This is a genomic window from Pedobacter caeni (assembly GCF_900129215.1).
GTDB classification, from domain to species: domain Bacteria; phylum Bacteroidota; class Bacteroidia; order Sphingobacteriales; family Sphingobacteriaceae; genus Pedobacter; species Pedobacter caeni.
This window is the reverse complement of the sequence record NZ_FQUQ01000004.1, coordinates 248,262-267,970: the sequence shown is the minus strand read 5'-3', so window position 1 is coordinate 267,970 and position 19,709 is coordinate 248,262. Positions and strand designations below refer to the sequence as shown.

The following is a 19,709-nucleotide window of genomic DNA, read 5'->3' as shown; positions in this document are numbered from 1 at the left end:
AGCTGGCAATAAGATGAATAAAATAACGATACCACCCATTCTGAATATTGCTGTTGAAGCAGGGCAGGCCATCCTTGAAGTTTATCATGATCCGGCTCAGGATTTTCAGATTACCGCTAAGAAAGACAACTCTCCCTTAACAGCTGCAGATCAGCGTTCCCATGACATCATTATGAAAGGATTGACCGCCCTGCATCCAGATATTCCGGTATTGTCTGAAGAAGGAGCAGAGGTGCCCTACGAAATCAGAAAAGACTGGCCGCTTTACTGGTGTGTAGATCCTCTGGACGGAACAAAGGAATTCATTAACCGCAACGGAGAGTTTACGGTAAACATCGCCCTGATGGCAAACAATGAACCGGTAATGGGCATCATTTACAGTCCGGTATTAAATGTGATTTATTATGGAAGCCTGGAGGAAGGAAGCTTTAAGATGATTCCGGGAGCTTCACCGGAGCGTATTTTTGTATCTAAAGAAAATAGCAACTGGACAGCCATCGGGAGCCGCTCCCATGCTGATCCGGAAGAAGAAGAAGTACTGAAAGAATTTCCGGTTAAGGACAAAATTTCTATCGGAAGCTCGCTGAAATTCTGCATCATTGCCGAAGGTAAAGCGCAGGTGTATTATCGGAAAGGTCCTACTATGGAATGGGATACAGCAGCCGGACAAGCCATTGCGGTAAGTGCTGGTGCCACTATGCTGAATGCATCAAAAGGAAAATTTTATTATAACAAACCCTCCCTTTTAAACCCGGGATTCTTTTGCTACAGCGGCTAAAGTAAACCAAAAAGTACTGCCTTTACCCAATTCACTTTCTACACCGATCTGACCGTTGTGTTTTTTTATGATTTCTGCACAAATGTAAAGCCCCAGACCTAAGCCACTATATTTGCTTTCGGCATTTTTAGCACGGTAATAACGGTCAAAAAGAAAAGGGAGTTTCTCCGGGGGAATTCCCGGTCCCTGATCAATAACTGATACTTTGATCAGTTCATCCTCTTTTTTAATACTGATCCGTATTTCCTTTGATTCAGGGGCATATTTTATCGCATTGTTGATGAAGTTAATCACAATCTGTTCAATCCGTATCACATCCGCATATACTTCAACCTGCAGATCTCCCTCTATTTTAACAGTATATGTGCCTTCTGCCTGCACATCATTGGAACAGGAGGTAATGACCTCCGATAGCACAAAATGTTCGGGACTGATCTGAAGCTGGCCCTGGTTGGCCTTGCTTGCATTCAAGAGGTCATCGATCAGCCCATTCACTTTTCCCATACTTTTATTGGCTTGTTTAATGAGCCTGGACAGACTGTCTGAAGCTGGATTGTCCTTGATCCTGTCCATCAGCTGTAACGACATTTTTAAACTGGTTAAGGGTGTCTTTAGCTCATGACTGGCGATAATGATAAAATCATCTTTGTATTGTTGCAGTAACCGGAGTTCGTGTATGTCTGTAGCGGTACCCACCCAGAGTTCAATTTCCTCTTGTTGGTCCATAACTGGCATCAAACGAATCAGGTGCCACATATAAAGTCCGTCTGAACGTTTTACCCGGATTTGAAACTCTCCACCTGTCCGGGTCAGTAAAATTGAGTTGAATTGCCGGATCCCCAGCTTAAAATCTTCTGGATGGACCACCGATTTAAATCCCTGCAATTTACTTTGCTCTTCAGCCAAGCCGGTATAATCATACCAGCGTTGGTTGTAAAAAACAACCTTAGCGCTAACGGTATTTGTCCAGGCAATCTGGGGAATGGTTTCCATCATACTCCGAAAACGACCTTCACTTTCTGCAAGCGCTTTTGTCCGGTGTACCACTCTAACTTCCAGCTCCTGGTTGAGTTCTAAAAGTTCCCGATTGCTGACCTCCAGCTTCTCTTCAGTTAAGGCCTTCTCTTTCCTGTCCCGGCTATCATTTAATGCTCTGGTAATCTTGGTGGATAAAGTAAATAGCTTATCTTTTGAAACGTAATCGGTAACACCTGCTTTGATCAGCTCAACTGCATTTTCTTCCCCTATGATACCGGAAATAATAATAAATGGGATATGAGGATGCTTATCCTGTTTGATACGGAAAGCGGTCACCGCATCAAAGGAAGGAAGCGAATAATCAGATAAAATCAGATCTGGTTCAAAACTCTGAAGTGCGTTCTCAAATTCTGCCCGAGTCTGTACAACTTTAGCTGTAAAACTCAATCCGGATTTCTTCAATTCACGGTTAAGCAAATCAGCATCGCTTTCGTTGTCTTCAAGAATAAGTATGTTAAGACTGCCTTGCATTATTTGTACGGGATAAAGGTTATGGTCTGAGTGTTTTTAGTGTGCAGGCTGACTTAAAATCATCCAGTATAGTCCAATCTCCTTTACCGCATGGAAGAAATTATCACTGTCTACCGGTTTTACAATATAACTGTTTGCACCCAGTGCAAAACATTGCTCGATATCCGGGCCTTCATTCGAAGAAGTCAGCATCACTATCGGGATGGATTTAAGAAGCGGATCTGATTTAATCTTTTCCAGCACTTGTGCACCGGATACCTTGGGCATCTTTAAGTCCAGTAAGATGAGCTTGGGGAACTCCTCAGGGCTCCGGTCTGCATAAGCTCCTTTGCAGTACATGAAATCCAGGGCTTCAGCCCCGTCAATGACATGGTGAAGCTTGTTGGTAAAACCGCTTTTTTTTAATGCACGAATGGTAAGTGCAGCATCGTCTTTACTGTCTTCAACAAATAAAATTTCAACGTTATGGTAGCTCATTTTTTTGGTTTAATGGTTTATACCCGGAAGGGTAAAATAAAAACAGGACCCTTCGTTCAATTTAGACTCGGCCCAAACGGTCCCGTTATGTCTTTGTACTATTTTTTGCACAATGGCCAGACCAATGCCTGTGCCTTCAAATTCTTCCTGGGAGTGTAACCGCTGAAAAACTCCGAAAAGCTTGTCATAGTATTGCATGTCAAATCCGGCCCCCGCATCTTTTACATAGTATACAATGAACTGATCTTTTTCATAAGCGCCGATCTCGATGCCCGTCTTTATTTTATTCCTGGAATATTTAATGGCATTGGAAATCAGGTTGATCCATACCTGCTTGATCAGCGATTTGTCGCCCTTTGAATCCGGAAGCCTGCTGATTTCAAATTGAGGAATGTTTTCACCTTTCTCAAATAACAGTTCTTCCCTAATCGTCTGAACGAGCTCATTCATGTGAATTTCAGAAAAGGAAACCTGCTTTCTTCCGAGTTTTGAAAATGCAAGCAGATCATCAATCAATTCACCCATCTTTTTTGAATTATGAATGATAGACTGAAGGATTTTTAATCCGTCTGAATCGAAGTTTTCTACATAATCTTCTATGATAATTTTAGTGTATCCATTGATGGCACGGATAGGAGCACGCAAATCATGGGATACGGAATATGAAAATGATTCCAGTTCTTTGTTCACAGATTCGAGTTGTGCAGTGCGTTCAATTACTTTTTGTTCTAACTCATCATTTAATTTACGAATGTCATCTTCTGCTTTTTTGAGTTCTTTGTTTGCAATGATGAGTTCCTCTGCTCTTTTTTCCTTTTCGGTATTCTGAAAAGCAAGCTCTTTATTGGCAATGACGAGTTCCTCTGCTCGTTTTTCCTTTTCAGCATTCTGAAAAGCAAGTTCTTTATTGGCAATGATCAGTTCTTCGGCTCTTTTTTCTTTCTCTTCATTTTGAAAGAGAAGTTCCTTGTTTGCAATGACCAATTCGGCAGCCCGGTTTTCCTTCTCTTCATTCTGAAAAACCAGTTCTTTATTGGCAATCAGTAATTCTGCCGCACGGTTCTCTTTTTCCTGATGTTGAAAGGCAATCTCCCTATTGGCCATGATTAATTCATCAGAATCGTTTTTTTTCATATGCCTGAATAAAAGATGGTAAGATTAAAATTTGGGTGGAGTAAGTATCGGATTTTCTAAAGTTAATGTAATTATCTGCCGAAAAGGGTTTATGCAAATATATAAATGAAGAGAAATACTAAAGACTTGAGCGATTAGCTGTAAAAAGGTAAATTTCAGGTGCTAAACGGCTTTTTGTGCAAAAATTTTGCGAAGATTAATGTATTTTTCAATATTTGTAATTAAACTAAATACGCTCGCTCATGTTAGATTCTAAAACTTTATCACAGGGCATACCCTGGCCAAATCAGATTTTTGACAATTTACAGAAGCTTGAACTTTCATCTTAAGGCTCAGATTGGGCTAAAATGGAAATGCTGTTAAATTGTTCTAATTCAAACTTTATATAAAGTCATAAGTAGATACATTTTTACATTAAATTTTACTTTACTGTAACTATTTAAGCTTGATTTCGTTATATCCTATGTTACTTATAGATAAAATGTCATGTCAATTGCCGCCAGAATAAGAATTCAGAGAATGATAAAGGGTTATAGTCAGGAATATATGGCTTCCCGTATGGGTATTTCACAAAATGCTTATTCCAAACTCGAACGTGGGGAAACTGAACTTACCGTGAGACGGTTTTATGAAATTGCGGAGATCCTGGAGATCCCGATTGACAGTTTATTATCAGAGAACTAACTGTTTATTTCCATCAAAACCACCCCAATCCCTGCAATCAATGTGAGTAACAGATTCACTCTAAAATGTTTTTTCCATCCTATTTTGCTGAACAGCCCTCCACAGGGGCAGGGATATCTGTCGTAAACCCTAAAAATAATTCCGCTTACGTATATCGTAAAAGCAACCATCATCAGCAGGGAAATATACATTCCAATCAATCTTGTCTCCGGGACAATCAATAAAATAACCGTTCCCAGCTCCAAAATTGGCAAGATTCAGGCTAACCATGGAACACTCCATTTTGGAATAGCCTGACTTTTTAAAACCTCTTTGAAATAAGCGATATTCCTTAATTTTGGCAAGCTAGCATATATCCATAAGGAGATGAACAATGCAATTATTGTATATATTAAAACTGGTATAACCATTCATCAGGGGGGGTAAAAAATCATTTGATCAGGTCTTTTTTGCAACTGAGGCACACCCGGAAAAACGTGGACCATATAATGGCCAGAAAATCCTTGCATGACTAACACGAGAAAAGGTTAATCCGGGTGTTTGTGCTCAGTTCAAATATCCTCCAATATTTAGTCCTAAGTTCGGGAGCTTTCATCGCTTATAACAGGGTCATATGTCCCCAAATTCGCTTTCGCCATAATAGCTGTGTTTGAAATGTCAAATTAGGCTCATCACTATAAGATGATGATAAATTAAATTGGAACAATCGTTCTGAATACATACTTTTGTTCCACTATGGCACGGAATAAAGAATTTGATCCTACAGAAAAGCTCGAAAAAGCCCGCGATTTATTTTGGGAAAAGGGCTATCATGCTACTTCCATGCAGGACCTCGTTAGTCAGATGAAAGTAAACCGTGGGAGCATGTACGATACTTATGGAGACAAACATCAGTTGTTCCTCGAAAGTCTGCAAAATTATGCTTTAGAAACTTATGCAGAATATAGAAAGGCTGCCCTGGGAGAAAAATCAGCGTTCAAAGCCATCGGGTTGATCATCAAAAAAGCAATAGAACGCTCCTTTGAAGAAGATAAGGTCTGTATGATTGTGAAATCTTCTTTCGAGATGGCTCCGCTGGACAATGAGGTGAAAGAAGTGCTCAAACAACTCAGCAATGCACTGATTTCCATTTTTGAAGACCTGATCAGCAAAGCACAGCTGGCGGCTGAAATCCCAACAGAGAAAAATGCAAGGCAATCTGCACAATTTATTGTAGGAAGTTTTGCCGGATTATGGCAGATGCAAGCCCTCTACAATGATCGGGAAATGGTAATGCAAATGGCGAAGAACACATTAAACATTTTAAAATAATCCCCCATTCAAGAAATGCTTAGAAATAGAAACTTTAAATCTTGTCATCAATTATGGAACGATTGTTCTGTTATTGCTGCAAAAAATAATAGGTAAAGAATGATATGAAGACAGATAAAATGACCCTTACTTATATCCTGAAACATCAGCAAAACAAAAATCTGGAGGAGATCTCCAGTATCCTCGCACGCAACCATTTCTGGGATATTTTTCCTCCTCAGGGCGTAGAAGTCCTCAATTGGCAGGTATTGATCGGCTTGGGCCACCTGGTGACCCTTTGCTTCCATCCGGCGCAGCTCAGAGCAGTAAACCTGGCGATAGAAAGAGGAGCATGGGGAGCTTTTGATACTGAAGCTTATGCTACCTACGATTACCTCAATGTCTGGAAAGACAAAATTAAAAGCTAATTTTTTTGATCAATAATAGAATGATTGTTCTAGAATAATACTACAATAATAAATAACATATGGAATTAGGAATCAGTATGTTCGGCGATTTACACGTCGATCCCAGCAACGGAAAAATACAACCTGCACAACAGCGTTTACAGGAACTCATGGAAGAAATCAAACTGGCAGATGAAGTTGGCCTGGATCTTTTAGGGATAGGGGAGCACCACCGGCCGGAATATGCAGTGCCAAGCCCGGAAATCATCCTCGCCGCTGCTTCAGTCCTTACCAAAAGGATAAAATTAAGCAGCTCGGTCACGGTATTGAGCTCCTCAGACCCGGTTAAGCTTTATCAAAACTTCGCAATGGTAGATTTACTCTCCGGTGGGAGGGCGGAACTGATGGCCGGACGGGGAAGTTTTACCGAATCATTCCCCTTATTTGGATATAATTTGCAGGATTATAGTGCTTTGTTTGAAGAAAAACTGGATTTACTGCTTAAAATCAACAAAGAAGAAACGATTAACTGGCAGGGACGCTTCCGTGCATCTTTATCAGACCAGCAAGTATTACCCAGAGCCCTGAACAATAAACTCAGGATATGGATCGCCGCAGGAGGAACGCCGGAATCTGTGGTTCGCGCAGGGAAATCAGGACTTCCATTGGTATTCGCCATCGTAGCAGGAACACCCTTGCAACGTTTTAAACCCCTCTACGATTTGTACAAAGAAACTTATCAGCAATCAGGTCATGACATGTCTCAATTTCAGGTGGGCATGTTCTCCCATTCTTTATTCGGTGAGGATGCCAATACCATCAGTGAATATTATTACCCTTTATATGCTGCACAGATGGACAGGATTGGCAGGAGCAGGGGTTGGTTTCCTTTTCAACGGGAACAGTACGACTTTGGGAGGTCCCCTGCTGCAGCTCTATTCGTTGGTGATGCAGCGGCAGCCGTTGATAAAATATTATATGCAGAAGAGTTATTCGGAATTACCCGTTTTTCAGCACATATGGATGTGGGTGCACCTGACCATCATCATTTGATGAAATCAATCGAAATATTCGGAACCAAAATCGCCCCGGAAGTAAGAGCGGCACTACGTAAAAAAGAATAAAAAACACAATGATATGAACACCATAAAAAGATTAAACCTTTGGAATGGAAATCCACCCAGCATCAGTGGATTATCCGGCCATGAAATTTCAGATCAGGAAGCGATCCTGGAACTGACCAATGTGACCGAAACAGAACTGATCATCTATACCCCTGATCCCGCTATAAATACAGGAACTGCCATCATCATCTGCCCTGGTGGGGCTTATGCAGGATTGGCCATCACTTCACAGGGATATGATTTTGCAGAATGGCTGAATACGATCGGCATTACAGGGATCGTATTGAAATACAGAATGCCAAACGGAAATAAAGAAATCCCGCTGGATGATGTACAGGAATCCATCCGGTATATCCGGAAACATGCTGCGGAATCAGGGATCAAAGAAAACAGGATTGGTATAGCTGGTTTCTCAGCAGGAGGGCACCTTGCTGCATTGTCGGCTACTTTGTTCAAAGAAGAGGGCATCAGCAACCGCCCGGATTTTTCCATGTTATTCTACCCTGTAATTTCAATGGGACAGCATACACAAAAAGATACCTTTCAAAATCTGTTGGGAGCAGCAGCTTCCTCTTCGGTGATAGAAAGTTATTCCTGCGAAAAGCAGGTCCGCGCAAATACGCCGCCTGCCTTAATTTTAGTCAGCGATGACGATAAGGTTGTTTCCCCTGTCAATAGTACACTGTACTACGAAGCCCTGAAGCAACATGGTATTTCTGCCACATTGCAGGTATTCCCTCAGGGAGATCATGCCTGGGGGATAAAAGGATTCAACATGTTCGGAAAGAAATTTGAGCATATTGAAGAGGCAAAAGTCCTCATCTTAAACTGGATCAGAGACTATTGTTAATTGGATCAGCTGTTTCCTGAAATGGAAACAGCTCAATCTTTACCCCAGATCCTAAGGTTTAACCTAAGTTCCTTAATGGCAAGACACATTAGTCTGATCACATATAGGTCTGCTTGCAGCGCGTCAACATCGAGAAAGGATTTGTGCATCTGAGGTTCAAACAATTGGCGGACGTAAGGGAATGCGATATAAATGCTGTTATTGACGAAACTCATGCCAATGTGGGCGGGAGATTTTTCATTGAGTTCTATTAATTTCTCCATCATGAGCGGACTAAGCAGATATCTGGCTTCAATTTCATCTGTTGTTCTGATATTAAACAGTTTATTGAAAGCTGTATTTTCCATTTCTATGCGTAGAGTTGGAATGACTTTATGGGGTTGAGCGATGTTCACCCTATACAAGTCTGCACTCAATATGGTGATTCCTTCAAAGTTCTTATTGAAATCTGCCCGGAAAATAATGCCTTTAAAGAGAGTTGTTGTGGATTTATTCTTCCCTTGTTTGTCATTGGTTTCTGCTTTGACTTCTGAGAGATAAAACTCCGTTTTGTCTATCTTTCCCCGGATGAAATCCTCGCTGCTGTATACATCAGGCTCCTTATTGAACAACAATGACGCCGTAAATTCCCGCTGACTTATTCCGGAATCAGGTTGGAAGGTGATACTGTCATCAATGATACTCAGAACAGGGATCATCACCTTTTCCTTATAAGTATTCCTCAGCTCTGAGAATATTGGCTTTGTGTGGCTGAACAATGCACATCCAAAACAAAAGGCTACAAATGGCAAAACGTAGAACAATGGGGGGAAGGGCAATACAAAAGGACCTGCCACCACCACCACAACACTTAAAAGAATACTAGTCAGAGCGATGTTTTGTTTCTGATAGAGCGGTTTGCGTTTAACTTCCATTTCCTGCAGAACCGACTGTAATGCCACATCGTTTTTAATGGCTAAGTTCTGTGCTATAGCTTGCTGTTCAAAGCTGTCATTCAAGTCAAGTTTCATTAATTTCTTTTAGTTTTTACCCCAGATTCTGGTATTTAACCGAAGCTCCTCAATTGCAAAACACATTAATCTGATCACATATAGGTCCTCTTCCAGCGCCTCAGCATTCAGGAAGCTTTTATGTGTTTGAACTTCAAATAACTGTCTGACGCGTGGGAAGGCGATATAAATACTGTTGTTGATGAAGCTTACACTAATAGTTCCCGAGGATTTTTTATTGAGTTCGATTAATTTCTCCATCAAGAGCGGGCTCAGCAAATAGCGGGCTTCAATTTCGTTTGTCGTCCTGATGTTAAACAATTTATTGAAGGCTGTATTTTCCATTTCGATCGGTGTACCTGGTATCACTTTATCGTAAGGGCTGATGTTAAGCCTGAGCCGGTCTGCACTCAAAATGGTAATCCCTTCAAAGTTTTTATTGAAATCCGCCCGGAAAATGACTCCTTTAAAAATAGCTGTGGAGAACTCAATCTTACCCGGTTTGCTTTTATATTCTGCTTTGACTTCAGAAAGATAAAATTCCGTTTTGTCTATTTTTCCTATCATGAGATCTTCAGTGCTGTATACATTAGGATCCATATCGAACAATAATGAAGCTGTAAATTCCCGCTTGCTGATTCCGGAATCAGGCTGGAAGATGATGCTGTCGTCAATGATTTTCATCGCCTGAACGAGGATCTTTTCTTTGTACGTATTCTTCAGCTCTAAAAGTTCTGGTTTAGTTTGATTGACCAGGTTACATCCAAAACAAAAGAATACAAATGGCACAGCATAAAAGTAAAAGGGAAGAGGCAATATAAAAGGACCTGCCACCATCACAATTAAGGTTAGAAAGATGCAAATACTGGAGATGTTTTGTTTCTTATAAAGCGATTTACGTTTAACTTCCATTTCCTGCAAAAGTGCCTGCAGTTCCATGTTGTTGTTAATGGCTGAGTTTTGTGTTACTGCTTGCTGCTCAAAATTGTCATTTACATCTGGTTTCATTAATTGTTAAATTTAATTTTAGCACTAAAATAGTCTCTCTTTCTCTCCGGTATTTTTAATCCCTTTACTCTTTACCCCAGATTCTGGTATTCAACCCCAGCTCTTTAATGACATTGCACATCAGCCTGACCACACTCAGGTCCCTGTGAAGGGTTTTGGGATCAAGCAGGTTCTTACTCATTTGAGGTTCAAAAAAATAGAAAAACATAGGGAAAGAGATATAGATGGTGTTTTTGGTAAAGGCCACACCAATGGTGCCACCGGATCCTGTGTTAAGCTGAACGAGCTTTTCCATCATCAGGGGAGTAAGCAGGTAACGTGCTTCAATCGCATCTGTTGACCTGATGTTAAACAGCTCATTGAATGCTGTATTTTCCATTTCAATCTTTTCTGTAGGGATATAAACACCTGTTGCCCCGCGATAATGACCATTGCGGACAATAAGTTTTCTGGAATGATCTGCGCTCAGAATTGTGGTCCCTTTAAAATTCTTATTGAAATCCGCACGGAAAACGATGCCTTTAAAAATGGGTGCAGCAGCTTTCTTCTTTTGCTTGGGATCGAGGTCATACGCTGCAGCAACTTCAGAAAAATAGAATTCTGTTTTGTCTATCTTTCCCTGGACGTAGTCTGAGCTGCCGTAGTAATCAGGGTAAATGCTATAAAGCATGGAATCAATAAAATCTCCTTTACTAATCCCTGATTCGGGTTTTAAGGTAATACTTTCATCTATGACCTTTAACAGAGGGATCATCAGTTTTTCCTTATGCGCCTTTTTGAAGACTGTAAAACCCTCACTAAATTTAGTAATCAAGGAGCAACCATAGCAAAAGGTGATAAAAGGCAGCAGGTAAAAAGCAAAAGGAAAGGGCAGGAAAAAAGGGCCTGCTACCATCAGAATCAGGCTTAGCAAGGGGAGAAGAGTGCACTGAATCTGGAGGAGGTAGAGTCGTTTACGTTCAATTTCCAATTCCTTTAAAACAGACTGCAATTCCTTGTTGTTTTTGATCGCTAAATCCTGTAAGACGATCTGCTCGTCCGGGGTTTCATTCAAATTAAGCCCCATTAGTGGTTAAATATTGCTTTAGCACTAATGTTATCTCTTTCCTCTTCGACGTTCGCAAGAAGGTCCACCGGCTTGTACTTTAAAATGGAAGCAAAAATACTTTCCGGAAACATCATCACGCCATCATTGTAAATCGTAACCGTATTGTTGTAGTTTCTTCTCGCTGCTGCGATCTGCTCCTCGCTTTCCGTCCAGGTAGCCTGTAACCTCAGGAAGCTTTCATTTGCTTTGAGTTCAGGATAGGCCTCCGTGTTCAGGATCATATCGGCTACCGTTGAACTGAGTTGTTTGCCAACATTCATTTTCTCTGCGATTTCAAGTGTTTCTGACATGCCGGTAGCACGTAAAGAGGCGATTTTCAGGAGTAGGCTTTCTTCATGTTTACTGTATTGTCTGACCAGTTCAATCAGATTCGGAATCAAGTCATAACGCTTTTTTAACATCACGTCTAAGCTCGAAAAAGCATTGTTTAGCTGGTTAAACTTTTTGATCAGACGGTTATAGCTGATGATCAGCATGATCACAAAAAAAGCAAGGAAACATAGCAGAGCGATATACATATGAAAAGGTAATTTTAATATCTTTTAAGATAAAGGCTAAAATATCAATTTTTCCCCGGTTCAATAGGATTAAACCATACTTTTTATCTTTTGTGTAAAAAGCTTGGGCTCCGTAGACCTGAGCTTCAAAAACGTAAATGATACCCGGCAATTCATCTTTTCCTTCAGCTATCGTTTTGGAAAAACCTCCCTTAAGCGCGACAGGAAGAACGGAATTCAGTCTGAAGCGGAGCGGGCAGGGGCAAATTAAAACGGCTAACTGCCATAAGGCATGATCTTCCCTTTTTTAAAGCCGAGGTGTAGGGTATAGGGCGGAGCTGCCGTGTAGTTTGTACCTTTCCATTTAGGTGCAGTTTTAATGACCCTGAGCACTTCCATACGGACCGGAGCAGGCAATTGCTCGCTAAGGCTGATATTGCTGATTACACCGTTCTTGTTAATGCTGAACGAAGCGATCAGCCGGCCGTTGGCCGTAGCGGGAACTTTACAGTTTTTAACAAGGTATTGGTGCAGGGATCTTAAGGATGCATTTTCTGCCGGCTCGGGTGCGAGGATAATTCCTAAAGTAGCTTCTCTGATGTGCTCCGGTTTTTTCGTTTCACTAGGCGCTATTTTTCCCATCGGGAATCCCTGTGCATCTGCTTTTTGTGCAGCAGCCCCGAAACCAATAAATACCATGGCTGCCATGGTCCATTTTTTCCAGACAGAAGGCTCATGGTGTGCTGGTTTTACGAGCTGATCCGGCTGAAGCCTGCCGCAAACATTGTTGTTGTTCTCCTCCATGATCTGCAGGAAATAAGCCATTTTTTTATCGCTTAGGTCGTATACTTTCTTTTGACAAACACCGCAAAAACGGGCATCACCTGTTACTTCCATCTGGTCCCAGTTCTCCTCACATTTGAACTTCATACGGGCATCTTTAATTTGCTCTTCCATGATTTTACGATTGTTGTGTTGCCATAATTCTACGATCAGGATGCGCAGAGCAGAGGATTTCCATAACAACAGACCAGATTTCTATATTTAGATATCTTTATGTCTGTATATCTAGATGTGTGTATCTGGCAAAGGATTACCTCCTGCCTGACCGGAAGTTTACCGATCAGAGATCCTTTGATCCGGTTTTAGTATTTTCCTGAATGGTATTTATAGAAAGCAATAAATTATTTAAGCTTTTAATCGCTGAAGTGAATATAAGTTTACATTTTTGCTGAAATACTCATTTTGCCATCAAATCAATACCATACATTGAAACAAACAGACGAAACAGCTGAACAGCAAAAACCTGAGGAGCAAAAACTGGTAAGGGGTTTGCAGAACAGACATATTCAGTTAATAGCCCTTGGCGGTGCCATTGGAACGGGCTTATTTTTAGGCATTGGGCCGGCAGCAGTACTTGCCGGGCCTTCTGTGATTTTAGGATATACTTTAGCAGGGATCATTGCCTTCTTTATCATGCGCCAGTTGGGCGAAATGGTGGTACAGGAACCTGTATCAGGAAGCTTTAGCCATTTTGCCTATAAATACTGGGGCTCATTTGCAGGCTTTGCTTCCGGTTGGAATTACTGGGTATTGTATATCCTGGTGAGCATGTCGGAACTTACTGCCATTGGAATATATGTGCATTTCTGGTGGCCGGAGATCCCATTATGGTCTTCCAGCCTTTTCTTTTTTCTGACGATTAATGCCTTAAACCTGACCTCTGTAAAAGTTTACGGGGAAGTTGAATTCTGGTTTTCCATCGTCAAGGTGGTCGCAATTATTGCGATGATCGTTTTCGGTATTTATCTTCTGCTGAGCGGAAGCGGTGGCGAAAAAGCGAGCATCCAAAACCTTTGGAATGACGGAGGTTTCTTTGCAAAAGGATGGTTTAGCTCCGACGGAAAAGGAGGGTTTGAAGGCTTGTTTGCTGCCATTACCCTGATTATGTTTTCTTTCGGCGGACTGGAATTAATCGGGATAACAGCTGCCGAAGCGGAGAATCCTGAAAAAACGATTCCTAAAGCAACGAATCAGGTGATCTACCGAATCCTGATTTTTTATGTAGGAGCCCTGGTGATCCTGTTCTCGCTCTCGCCATGGAAAAGCATTACCACAGACAGCAGTCCTTTTGTAATGGTCTTTGAAAGCTTAAAAGGCTTTCAGTTTGACCTTTTTGGAAAGACCATTTACTTTACCAGTATCATTGCCAATGTGCTTAACCTGATTGTATTAACAGCCGCATTATCGGTGTATAACAGCTGTGTATACAGCAATAGCCGCATGCTTTTTGGCCTGGCAGAACAAGGAAATGCACCTGCTTTTCTAAAGAAACTGAATAAGAACCATGTACCGATAAAGGCCATCCTGGTTTCCAGTATTTTTGCGGCAATCTGTATCATCGTTAATAAACTCATTCCGGAAAAAGCCTTAGGAATCCTGATGTCTCTGGTGGTTTCTTCGTTGATGATCAATTGGTTAATGATCAGTATCACCCATTTGAAATTCAGACAAAGAAAAAGAGAAGAACAGGTCAAAACCAAGTTTCCGTCTTTTCTTTATCCGCTATCAAACTATATTTGTCTGGTTTTCCTGATCGGGATTTTAGCCATCATGTGGATCACAGGGATGAAAGTCTCTGTTGAACTGATTCCGGGATGGATCCTGCTTTTATACATCTGTTATCTGCTGGTGAAAAGAAAGAAAAAACAACAAGCTTAAAAAAACTGATTTTATATTTTTCAAAGCCTGCGCTTTCCCTGAGATGAAGCGCAGGCTTTTTTTATGTGCTTTCATCATGTCTGTTAAATGTTTCCAGGGAGTAGAAACAATGTGTTCCTTATGTGTTAACCTGCTTATGAGCAATCATTGGGGACCTGTCAGGAGTCGCTAGGGCCTTTACCAGGCCAATACCCCTGTCAGACCCGTTTATTCGGTGATTCCAAATCTTCCGGAAGCTCAAAAGGAGGTTAACACATATCGATCACATTAAAATCACATTTCAAAGAATCCCCGTTCACATCTTGTTAGGAGATGGGATTTATGGTAAATTAGGTTAAAACATTTAATCTAATTATTATGGCATTATCTCCTTACGGACCTCATGGTCCACTAATCGGAAAAGTAGGAAAATTGGTTTCCTACGTCTTAAAGGGACGGGTGGTTACACGCAGCCTGGGCCCCAAACGGACCAAACACAGTAAAAAACAGCTGGCCAATTATCAGGCAATGGCGGTCACGATGAGGCTTTTAAGTAACATGACCACTTTTATCAATTCCAGTTTTGAAATTGAAGCCAGAGGAACCTTTAAAAATCAGCACAACCTGGCTACTTCCTACAATAAAAAACAGGCCTTAAAGGGGGAGTATCCTAACATCAGTGTGGATTACAGTAAAGTAGTGCTGAGTTATGGCAGGCTTAAAGTTGCTGAAAACCTGAAAATGGTAAAAACCGGTACCGGTCTGCAAATCAGCTGGGATACCAGAGGCGGACAGGTAAATGATATGGCGATGATTTTGGTTCACCATCCGGTGGATGCAGAGTCAGGTGACCATCTGAATGCTTGTCGCAGGGATGCAGGAACGCATTTTATTCCCCTGGATGAGGAAAGACTGAAGCAGCAACTGGAAGTCTATATCTGCTTTAAATCAGCGGATGGGAAACAAATTTCCAATAGTGTATATCTTGGAAACCTCAATGGAGAGACAGACAGCCCTGAAGTGCAGAAAGAAAAGGAAAAGTATGTGGTGTTAAAAAAACGGTTTGACCAGGTTTCAGCAGAATATTTCAGGATGATGGAATTGAGGCTAACTGCTTCTATTGACAACAAGGCTTTTAGAACGCTGGAAAAGGAGTATAAGGTGCTCGCAGAAAAACTAAAGTATATGCCTGGTAAACCCGGCTAGTCTCCAAATGTACTAACCGGTGTTAACGATGGGAAAAAATACTATCCGGCAGCGTCAAGATTAGCGGTCGAAATGGTAATTTGTTCCAGTTTTAGCTTTGCATCAAATGCGAGATGGATATAGTATTGCCCATTTTTTATCTTTAATATAAAGCTGGTTGTTTCTCCCGGATTGTCAACAGGATTGAGCTTTTGCTTTTCCAGAATATTGGCTTTGAATTTAGTTTCACAGTCTTTCAGTGTACTGCCATTCAGGATCAGGTCATAAGGTAAACCGCTTAACACCTGTTTTTTTGTTGCCTCGAGGAAAACAGAATGCGCCGTTTTATCTTCCCCTACTAAAGCGGTAAACAAAAGTCCGCCGGGACTTTTCCAGGTATACTCGTCACCATAGATTTCATCATTTCTCATGGTGGGCTTAACTTTAAGTACCTCAGTAATTTTCTTTACCGGGACAGGCAGAGCGAGCACTGCGCCTTTTGATAACAAGGATTTCATTCCGCCATCTTTCTGTGCAATGCATTGAAATGTAAAGAAGACCAACAGGCAGGATAGTACGATTTTATTCATAACGTTTTATTTCAAACTCATCAATATTTATACCAAGGTGTATAAAAAATTTCTCACATGTGTATAACGAGCTGAGAAAGTTCTACAAGCTGCTTCACAATTGGGGAGAACCGCATTAACGGGCTACAATTAGTTAGTAAATTCATGTTGTAGTATTTAATCAAACAAATACTGTGTTTAATTTAAATTGTATTTTATGAATCTAAAACTAGTAGTGTGTTACTTAATGGTAATAACATTAAGTAGCTGTTCGAGACAAAGAAATTTAGTCTATTTCAGTGATCTGGATTCTAAAACTGAACGTTATTCGAAGATTTTGAATAACGGAGAACCCACCATCCTGCAAAATGATGTCCTGTCGATCACGGTAAACAGCACTAGCCCGGAGTCGAATGTGTTATTTGCTTCCATGCCAGGCAATCCTACCGTAAATGGAGTATACGAAAGGGAAGGGTACAGGGTGAGTGAAGTGGGGAGCATTAAATTCCCGGTGCTTGGCCTGGTTCCGGTACAGGGGCTTACGATTAGTCAGACCCAGACTTTACTGGAATCTCAACTGAGCAGGTATGTGAAAAATGCCATTGTAAACATCAAATTCATGAACTTCCGGGTTACAGTGATCGGAGAAGTAAACCACCCTTCCACCTTTACCGTGACCAACGAAAAGATCAATCTGCTGGAAGCCTTAGGCCTGGCCGGCGACATGACCCCTTACGGAAAAAGGGAAAATGTTTTGCTGATCAGAGAAGTGGATGGAAAACGCATCATGGAACGCATCAACCTGAACAGTCAGAATGTATTGAGCTCTCCCTATTTCTATCTGAAACAAAACGATGTGATTTATGTAGAGCCTGATAAGGCGAAATCGGTAGAGGTCAGCAACAGTAACAGGTTGATGCCTTTAGTGGTCGCAGCCATTTCTGCAGTGGCTGTATTGGCCGCTACGGTTTTAAAATAATACGTTTTCATTTCTAAAATCTAATGTCATGCCTTACAACAAACAAAATCCGATCAATAATCCCGGCATTATCGCAGAGGGGATGAAATATATTAAACATTGGTATTTCTTTGTCCTTGCGCTGGTATTAAGTCTCGGAGCCGCCTGGCTCTACCTGCAAACTACCGTGTCAAAGTACAAAGTCAGCAGCACCCTGCTGGTTCAGGATGATACAAAGGGAGATGGATTGTTGAAGGGAACAGCTTTTAGTGACCTGAATATGTTCAGGAGTTCTAAAACTGTTATTGATGAAATGGAAGTGATGCGCTCCCGGGATTTGATTCAGGGTGTATTGAAAGACCTGAAAATGGATGTCAGTTATTTTTATGAATTGCCGCTCAAAAAACGGGAGTTATATGGAAATACCTTACCGGTAAATGTGTTCCTGAATAAAAATAATGATCAGGCTTACCTTCAGAAACTTAGCCTGACCATCATCAACGACCGTCAGTTTATTTTAAATGAGAATGGGAAACGAACCATTTACAACTTTGGCTATGCCATTGCCCGTCCTCAGTTTAACATAACCGTTAGGAAAGGCCCGGCGTTTAAGGTGTCTGATCAGGAAATTCAGATCAGATTTGTCGACCTGGGACAACTGGCACAAGCCTACAGCACTGCGGGATTAACCGTTTTGCCAGTGATTAAAGATGCAAATACCGTGGTGCTCAGTTTATTGGATGCTATACCACAACGTGGAATAGACATCCTGAATGCGCTGATCTCCAGGTACAATCTGGAAAATGTCAACAATAAGAACATCATGGCGCTAAACACCATTAAGTTCATTGATGGCAAATTGAAATTTCTCACAAAAAACTTGTCCGGAGTAGAGCAGGATGTAGAGAATTACAAAAGGGATAACAGAATTACAGAACTGAGTGCTGATGCACAGATGAACCTGCAATCGTCGGGGAATTACAATGAGCAACTGGCCTCGAGTGAGGTTCAGCTAAGCCTTGTACAGTCGCTCATTAGTTACCTGAGAGGTGGAAACGGGACATTTGAACTGGTACCCACTACACTGGGATTGAAAGATCCTACCCTGCAAAACCTGACTGATAAATACAATAATCTGCAGATTGAAAGAGAAAGACTGCTGCGGAACAACAGTGTAAACAATCCGCTGGTGGTGAGTCTGACAGAGCAGCTGACTGGCCTCAAAGGAAGCTTACTGGAAAACCTGACGATGATCAGAAGAGGGCTTACCCTGGAAAGAAACAAACTGAGCAGCAAAACTTCTCAGTTTGAGAGCCGGTTAAATCATGTTCCGGTAATGGAGCGCGGCCTTCTGGAAAGAAGCCGGGAGCAAGGAGTGAAAACGACGCTTTATCAATACCTGCTCCAGAAAAGAGAAGAAACAGAACTCTCCTTATCGGCTACGATTCCTACTTCCAAGCTCATTGACAGGCCTGCATATAACCCTATTCCGGCCAAGCCGAAAGTACAATTGATTTATATGCTCAGCATGATGGCAGGTTTAACGATTCCATTTTCAGTCCTCTACCTGAAAGATAAACTGAACAATAAAGTGAAAGATATTTATGATGTGGAATACATCGCCATGAACGGAAAAATTCTGGGTGAGCTGAGCCATAAAGCCATTGGGGAATCTATTGTGGTTCATCGGAATCAAAGCAATACCATTTCCGAGCTCTTCAGGTACATCCGCTCTAACCTTCATTTTATGGACATGAACCTGCGCAATAAAGTGTTGCTGGTGACTTCTACCTCCAAAGGTGAAGGAAAGACCTTCTTTAGCATTAACCTGGGCATTACGCTGTCTTTAATTGACAAAAAGGTGGTGATCCTGGAGTTTGATCTTCGCAAACCCGACTTGTTAAACAACATGGACCTGCAGAGCAAAACAGGTTTGTCTGATTACCTGAAATCCGAAAGTATGGGTGTCGATGACATCCTGATCAAAGCACCCGGATCTGAGCATCTGTTTGTGATCGGATGTGGTGCAATCTCGGATAGTCCTTCAGAAATCTTAATGAATGCTAAATTGAAAACACTGTTTACGGAGCTGAGAGAGCGATTTGACTATGTGATTGTAGATACTTCGCCCGTAGGGCATGTTGCAGATGCCTTTACCATCGCTGAGTTTGCCGATTCCAGTATTTACCTGGTAAGGTACAACTATACCCATAAGGAAGACCTGGCCATATTTGAAGAAATATGTGAAAACGGCCGGCTTAAAAATCCAATGATCGTCTTTAATGATGCAGGCAAGGGAAATAAAAATGCCTACAGATATGGCAGATATGCTTACTCTGCTTAAATAGAAAATAAGGTTAAAATGTGCGTTTGATATAGTGACAGGCCGGGAATCAGCTCCGGTAGATTCAAAAAATAATAAGGGGGATACGGTAAATTTCT

Annotated in this window: 21 protein-coding genes; 11 read left to right on the top strand and 10 right to left on the bottom strand. The window is 41.4% G+C overall.

All coding sequences use genetic code 11. The annotated features are described in order from the left end of the window. Positions 1 to 13 precede the first annotated feature (13 nt). On the top strand, positions 14 to 778 hold the full coding sequence (cysQ, locus tag BUC20_RS20535) for a 3'(2'),5'-bisphosphate nucleotidase CysQ (RefSeq protein ID WP_073232960.1): 765 nt from the start codon (positions 14 to 16) through the stop codon (positions 776 to 778). Here cysQ and BUC20_RS20530 read toward each other — a convergent pair. From BUC20_RS20530 to BUC20_RS20520, 3 genes are read right to left on the bottom strand one after another with little or no spacing between them, the layout of a single operon-like run. Then, the gene (locus tag BUC20_RS20530) at positions 746 to 2,287 is read right to left on the bottom strand and encodes a sensor histidine kinase (protein WP_073232959.1); all 1,542 of its coding nucleotides are present in this window, start codon (positions 2,285 to 2,287) and stop codon (positions 746 to 748) included. The two genes, cysQ and BUC20_RS20530, sit on opposite strands and share 33 nt — an antisense overlap. A gap of 36 nt (positions 2,288 to 2,323) precedes the next feature. Beyond that, a complete protein-coding gene (locus BUC20_RS20525; protein WP_073232958.1) occupies positions 2,324 to 2,764 on the bottom strand; it encodes a response regulator in 441 nt (146 codons plus the stop codon). 9 nt (positions 2,765 to 2,773) lie between these two features. Then, positions 2,774 to 3,898, bottom strand: a complete 1,125-nt coding sequence (locus BUC20_RS20520) for a sensor histidine kinase (protein WP_200800980.1) — start codon at positions 3,896 to 3,898, stop codon at positions 2,774 to 2,776. Between the two features lie 486 nt (positions 3,899 to 4,384). Here BUC20_RS20520 and BUC20_RS20515 point away from each other — a divergent pair, with 486 nt between their 5' ends. Beyond that, positions 4,385 to 4,582 carry a helix-turn-helix domain-containing protein gene (locus BUC20_RS20515; protein WP_073232957.1) on the top strand — a complete coding sequence of 66 codons (198 nt, stop codon included), beginning with the start codon at positions 4,385 to 4,387 and terminating at the stop codon, positions 4,580 to 4,582. Here BUC20_RS20515 and BUC20_RS34455 read toward each other — a convergent pair. Continuing rightward, positions 4,579 to 4,827 (bottom strand): MauE/DoxX family redox-associated membrane protein, encoded by a 249-nt coding sequence (locus tag BUC20_RS34455; RefSeq protein ID WP_394334166.1) that lies wholly within the window; start codon positions 4,825 to 4,827, stop codon positions 4,579 to 4,581. The genes BUC20_RS20515 and BUC20_RS34455 overlap by 4 nt on opposite strands. Before the next feature lie 490 nt (positions 4,828 to 5,317). Here BUC20_RS34455 and BUC20_RS20505 point away from each other — a divergent pair, with 490 nt between their 5' ends. The 4 genes from BUC20_RS20505 (at position 5,318) to BUC20_RS20490 (ending at position 8,253) form a co-directional block, all read left to right on the top strand. Beyond that, on the top strand, positions 5,318 to 5,893 hold the full coding sequence (locus BUC20_RS20505; protein ID WP_073232955.1) for a TetR/AcrR family transcriptional regulator: 576 nt from the start codon (positions 5,318 to 5,320) through the stop codon (positions 5,891 to 5,893). Positions 5,894 to 5,997: 104 nt separating this feature from the next. Continuing rightward, entirely contained in the window at positions 5,998 to 6,300 is a 303-nt protein-coding gene (locus tag BUC20_RS20500; RefSeq protein WP_073232954.1) for a hypothetical protein, read from the top strand. A 59-nt stretch (positions 6,301 to 6,359) separates the two neighbouring features. Beyond that, entirely contained in the window at positions 6,360 to 7,403 is a 1,044-nt protein-coding gene (locus BUC20_RS20495) for an LLM class flavin-dependent oxidoreductase (protein ID WP_073232953.1), read from the top strand. Between the two features lie 13 nt (positions 7,404 to 7,416). After that, positions 7,417 to 8,253 carry an alpha/beta hydrolase gene (locus BUC20_RS20490; RefSeq protein WP_073232952.1) on the top strand — a complete coding sequence of 279 codons (837 nt, stop codon included), beginning with the start codon at positions 7,417 to 7,419 and terminating at the stop codon, positions 8,251 to 8,253. Positions 8,254 to 8,285: 32 nt separating this feature from the next. On the opposite strand, the gene BUC20_RS20485 is transcribed toward BUC20_RS20490, so the two are convergent. The 4 genes from BUC20_RS20485 to BUC20_RS20470 form a co-directional block, all read right to left on the bottom strand. After that, a complete protein-coding gene (locus BUC20_RS20485; RefSeq protein WP_073232951.1) occupies positions 8,286 to 9,263 on the bottom strand; it encodes a DUF3137 domain-containing protein in 978 nt (325 codons plus the stop codon). Between the two features lie 9 nt (positions 9,264 to 9,272). After that, positions 9,273 to 10,250 (bottom strand): DUF3137 domain-containing protein, encoded by a 978-nt coding sequence (locus tag BUC20_RS20480; RefSeq protein ID WP_073232950.1) that lies wholly within the window; start codon positions 10,248 to 10,250, stop codon positions 9,273 to 9,275. Positions 10,251 to 10,314: 64 nt separating this feature from the next. After that, positions 10,315 to 11,316 (bottom strand): DUF3137 domain-containing protein, encoded by a 1,002-nt coding sequence (locus tag BUC20_RS20475; RefSeq protein WP_073232949.1) that lies wholly within the window; start codon positions 11,314 to 11,316, stop codon positions 10,315 to 10,317. After that, positions 11,316 to 11,876 carry a LemA family protein gene (locus BUC20_RS20470; protein ID WP_073232948.1) on the bottom strand — a complete coding sequence of 187 codons (561 nt, stop codon included), beginning with the start codon at positions 11,874 to 11,876 and terminating at the stop codon, positions 11,316 to 11,318. Before BUC20_RS20470 ends, BUC20_RS20475 begins: the two co-directional genes overlap by 1 nt. 103 nt (positions 11,877 to 11,979) lie before the next feature. Between BUC20_RS20470 and BUC20_RS33950 the strand changes: the two genes are divergently transcribed. After that, complete coding sequence (locus BUC20_RS33950) at positions 11,980 to 12,126, top strand: hypothetical protein (RefSeq protein WP_159441135.1); 147 nt, start codon at positions 11,980 to 11,982, stop codon at positions 12,124 to 12,126. A gap of 5 nt (positions 12,127 to 12,131) precedes the next feature. Here the strand turns inward: BUC20_RS33950 and BUC20_RS20465 are convergent, their stop codons facing one another. Beyond that, entirely contained in the window at positions 12,132 to 12,812 is a 681-nt protein-coding gene (locus BUC20_RS20465) for a hypothetical protein (protein WP_073232947.1), read from the bottom strand. 312 nt (positions 12,813 to 13,124) lie between these two features. Between BUC20_RS20465 and BUC20_RS20460 the strand changes: the two genes are divergently transcribed. Both BUC20_RS20460 and BUC20_RS20455 read left to right on the top strand, forming a co-directional pair. Further along, entirely contained in the window at positions 13,125 to 14,576 is a 1,452-nt protein-coding gene (locus BUC20_RS20460) for an amino acid permease (protein WP_073232946.1), read from the top strand. A gap of 357 nt (positions 14,577 to 14,933) precedes the next feature. Next, positions 14,934 to 15,761: a DUF6266 family protein gene (locus tag BUC20_RS20455; RefSeq protein WP_073232945.1), complete on the top strand. Its 828-nt coding sequence runs from the start codon at positions 14,934 to 14,936 to the stop codon at positions 15,759 to 15,761. A 41-nt stretch (positions 15,762 to 15,802) separates the two neighbouring features. On the opposite strand, the gene BUC20_RS20450 is transcribed toward BUC20_RS20455, so the two are convergent. Continuing rightward, entirely contained in the window at positions 15,803 to 16,330 is a 528-nt protein-coding gene (locus BUC20_RS20450; RefSeq protein WP_073232944.1) for a hypothetical protein, read from the bottom strand. A 196-nt stretch (positions 16,331 to 16,526) separates the two neighbouring features. On the opposite strand from BUC20_RS20450, the gene BUC20_RS20445 reads away from it, so the two are divergent. Next, positions 16,527 to 17,288 (top strand): polysaccharide biosynthesis/export family protein, encoded by a 762-nt coding sequence (locus tag BUC20_RS20445; protein ID WP_073232943.1) that lies wholly within the window; start codon positions 16,527 to 16,529, stop codon positions 17,286 to 17,288. Positions 17,289 to 17,316: 28 nt separating this feature from the next. Then, entirely contained in the window at positions 17,317 to 19,611 is a 2,295-nt protein-coding gene (locus tag BUC20_RS20440; RefSeq protein ID WP_073232942.1) for a GumC family protein, read from the top strand. The last annotated feature ends 98 nt before the right edge of the window (positions 19,612 to 19,709 follow it).

Bases quoted from the DNA above. Each gene is read 5' to 3' on its own strand.
- cysQ (WP_073232960.1), top strand. From the start codon at position 14: ATGAATAAAATAACGATACCACCCATTCTGAATATTGCTGTTGAAGCA.
- BUC20_RS20530 (WP_073232959.1), bottom strand. From the start codon at position 2,287: ATGCAAGGCAGTCTTAACATACTTATTCTTGAAGACAACGAAAGCGAT.
- BUC20_RS20525 (WP_073232958.1), bottom strand. From the start codon at position 2,764: ATGAGCTACCATAACGTTGAAATTTTATTTGTTGAAGACAGTAAAGAC.
- BUC20_RS20520 (WP_200800980.1), bottom strand. From the start codon at position 3,898: ATGAAAAAAAACGATTCTGATGAATTAATCATGGCCAATAGGGAGATT.
- BUC20_RS20515 (WP_073232957.1), top strand. From the start codon at position 4,385: ATGTCAATTGCCGCCAGAATAAGAATTCAGAGAATGATAAAGGGTTAT.
- BUC20_RS20505 (WP_073232955.1), top strand. From the start codon at position 5,318: ATGGCACGGAATAAAGAATTTGATCCTACAGAAAAGCTCGAAAAAGCC.
- BUC20_RS20500 (WP_073232954.1), top strand. From the start codon at position 5,998: ATGAAGACAGATAAAATGACCCTTACTTATATCCTGAAACATCAGCAA.
- BUC20_RS20495 (WP_073232953.1), top strand. From the start codon at position 6,360: ATGGAATTAGGAATCAGTATGTTCGGCGATTTACACGTCGATCCCAGC.
- BUC20_RS20490 (WP_073232952.1), top strand. From the start codon at position 7,417: ATGAACACCATAAAAAGATTAAACCTTTGGAATGGAAATCCACCCAGC.
- BUC20_RS20485 (WP_073232951.1), bottom strand. From the start codon at position 9,263: ATGAAACTTGACTTGAATGACAGCTTTGAACAGCAAGCTATAGCACAG.
- BUC20_RS20480 (WP_073232950.1), bottom strand. From the start codon at position 10,250: ATGAAACCAGATGTAAATGACAATTTTGAGCAGCAAGCAGTAACACAA.
- BUC20_RS20475 (WP_073232949.1), bottom strand. From the start codon at position 11,316: ATGGGGCTTAATTTGAATGAAACCCCGGACGAGCAGATCGTCTTACAG.
- BUC20_RS20470 (WP_073232948.1), bottom strand. From the start codon at position 11,876: ATGTATATCGCTCTGCTATGTTTCCTTGCTTTTTTTGTGATCATGCTG.
- BUC20_RS20465 (WP_073232947.1), bottom strand. From the start codon at position 12,812: ATGGAAGAGCAAATTAAAGATGCCCGTATGAAGTTCAAATGTGAGGAG.
- BUC20_RS20455 (WP_073232945.1), top strand. From the start codon at position 14,934: ATGGCATTATCTCCTTACGGACCTCATGGTCCACTAATCGGAAAAGTA.
- BUC20_RS20450 (WP_073232944.1), bottom strand. From the start codon at position 16,330: ATGAATAAAATCGTACTATCCTGCCTGTTGGTCTTCTTTACATTTCAA.
- BUC20_RS20445 (WP_073232943.1), top strand. From the start codon at position 16,527: ATGAATCTAAAACTAGTAGTGTGTTACTTAATGGTAATAACATTAAGT.
- BUC20_RS20440 (WP_073232942.1), top strand. From the start codon at position 17,317: ATGCCTTACAACAAACAAAATCCGATCAATAATCCCGGCATTATCGCA.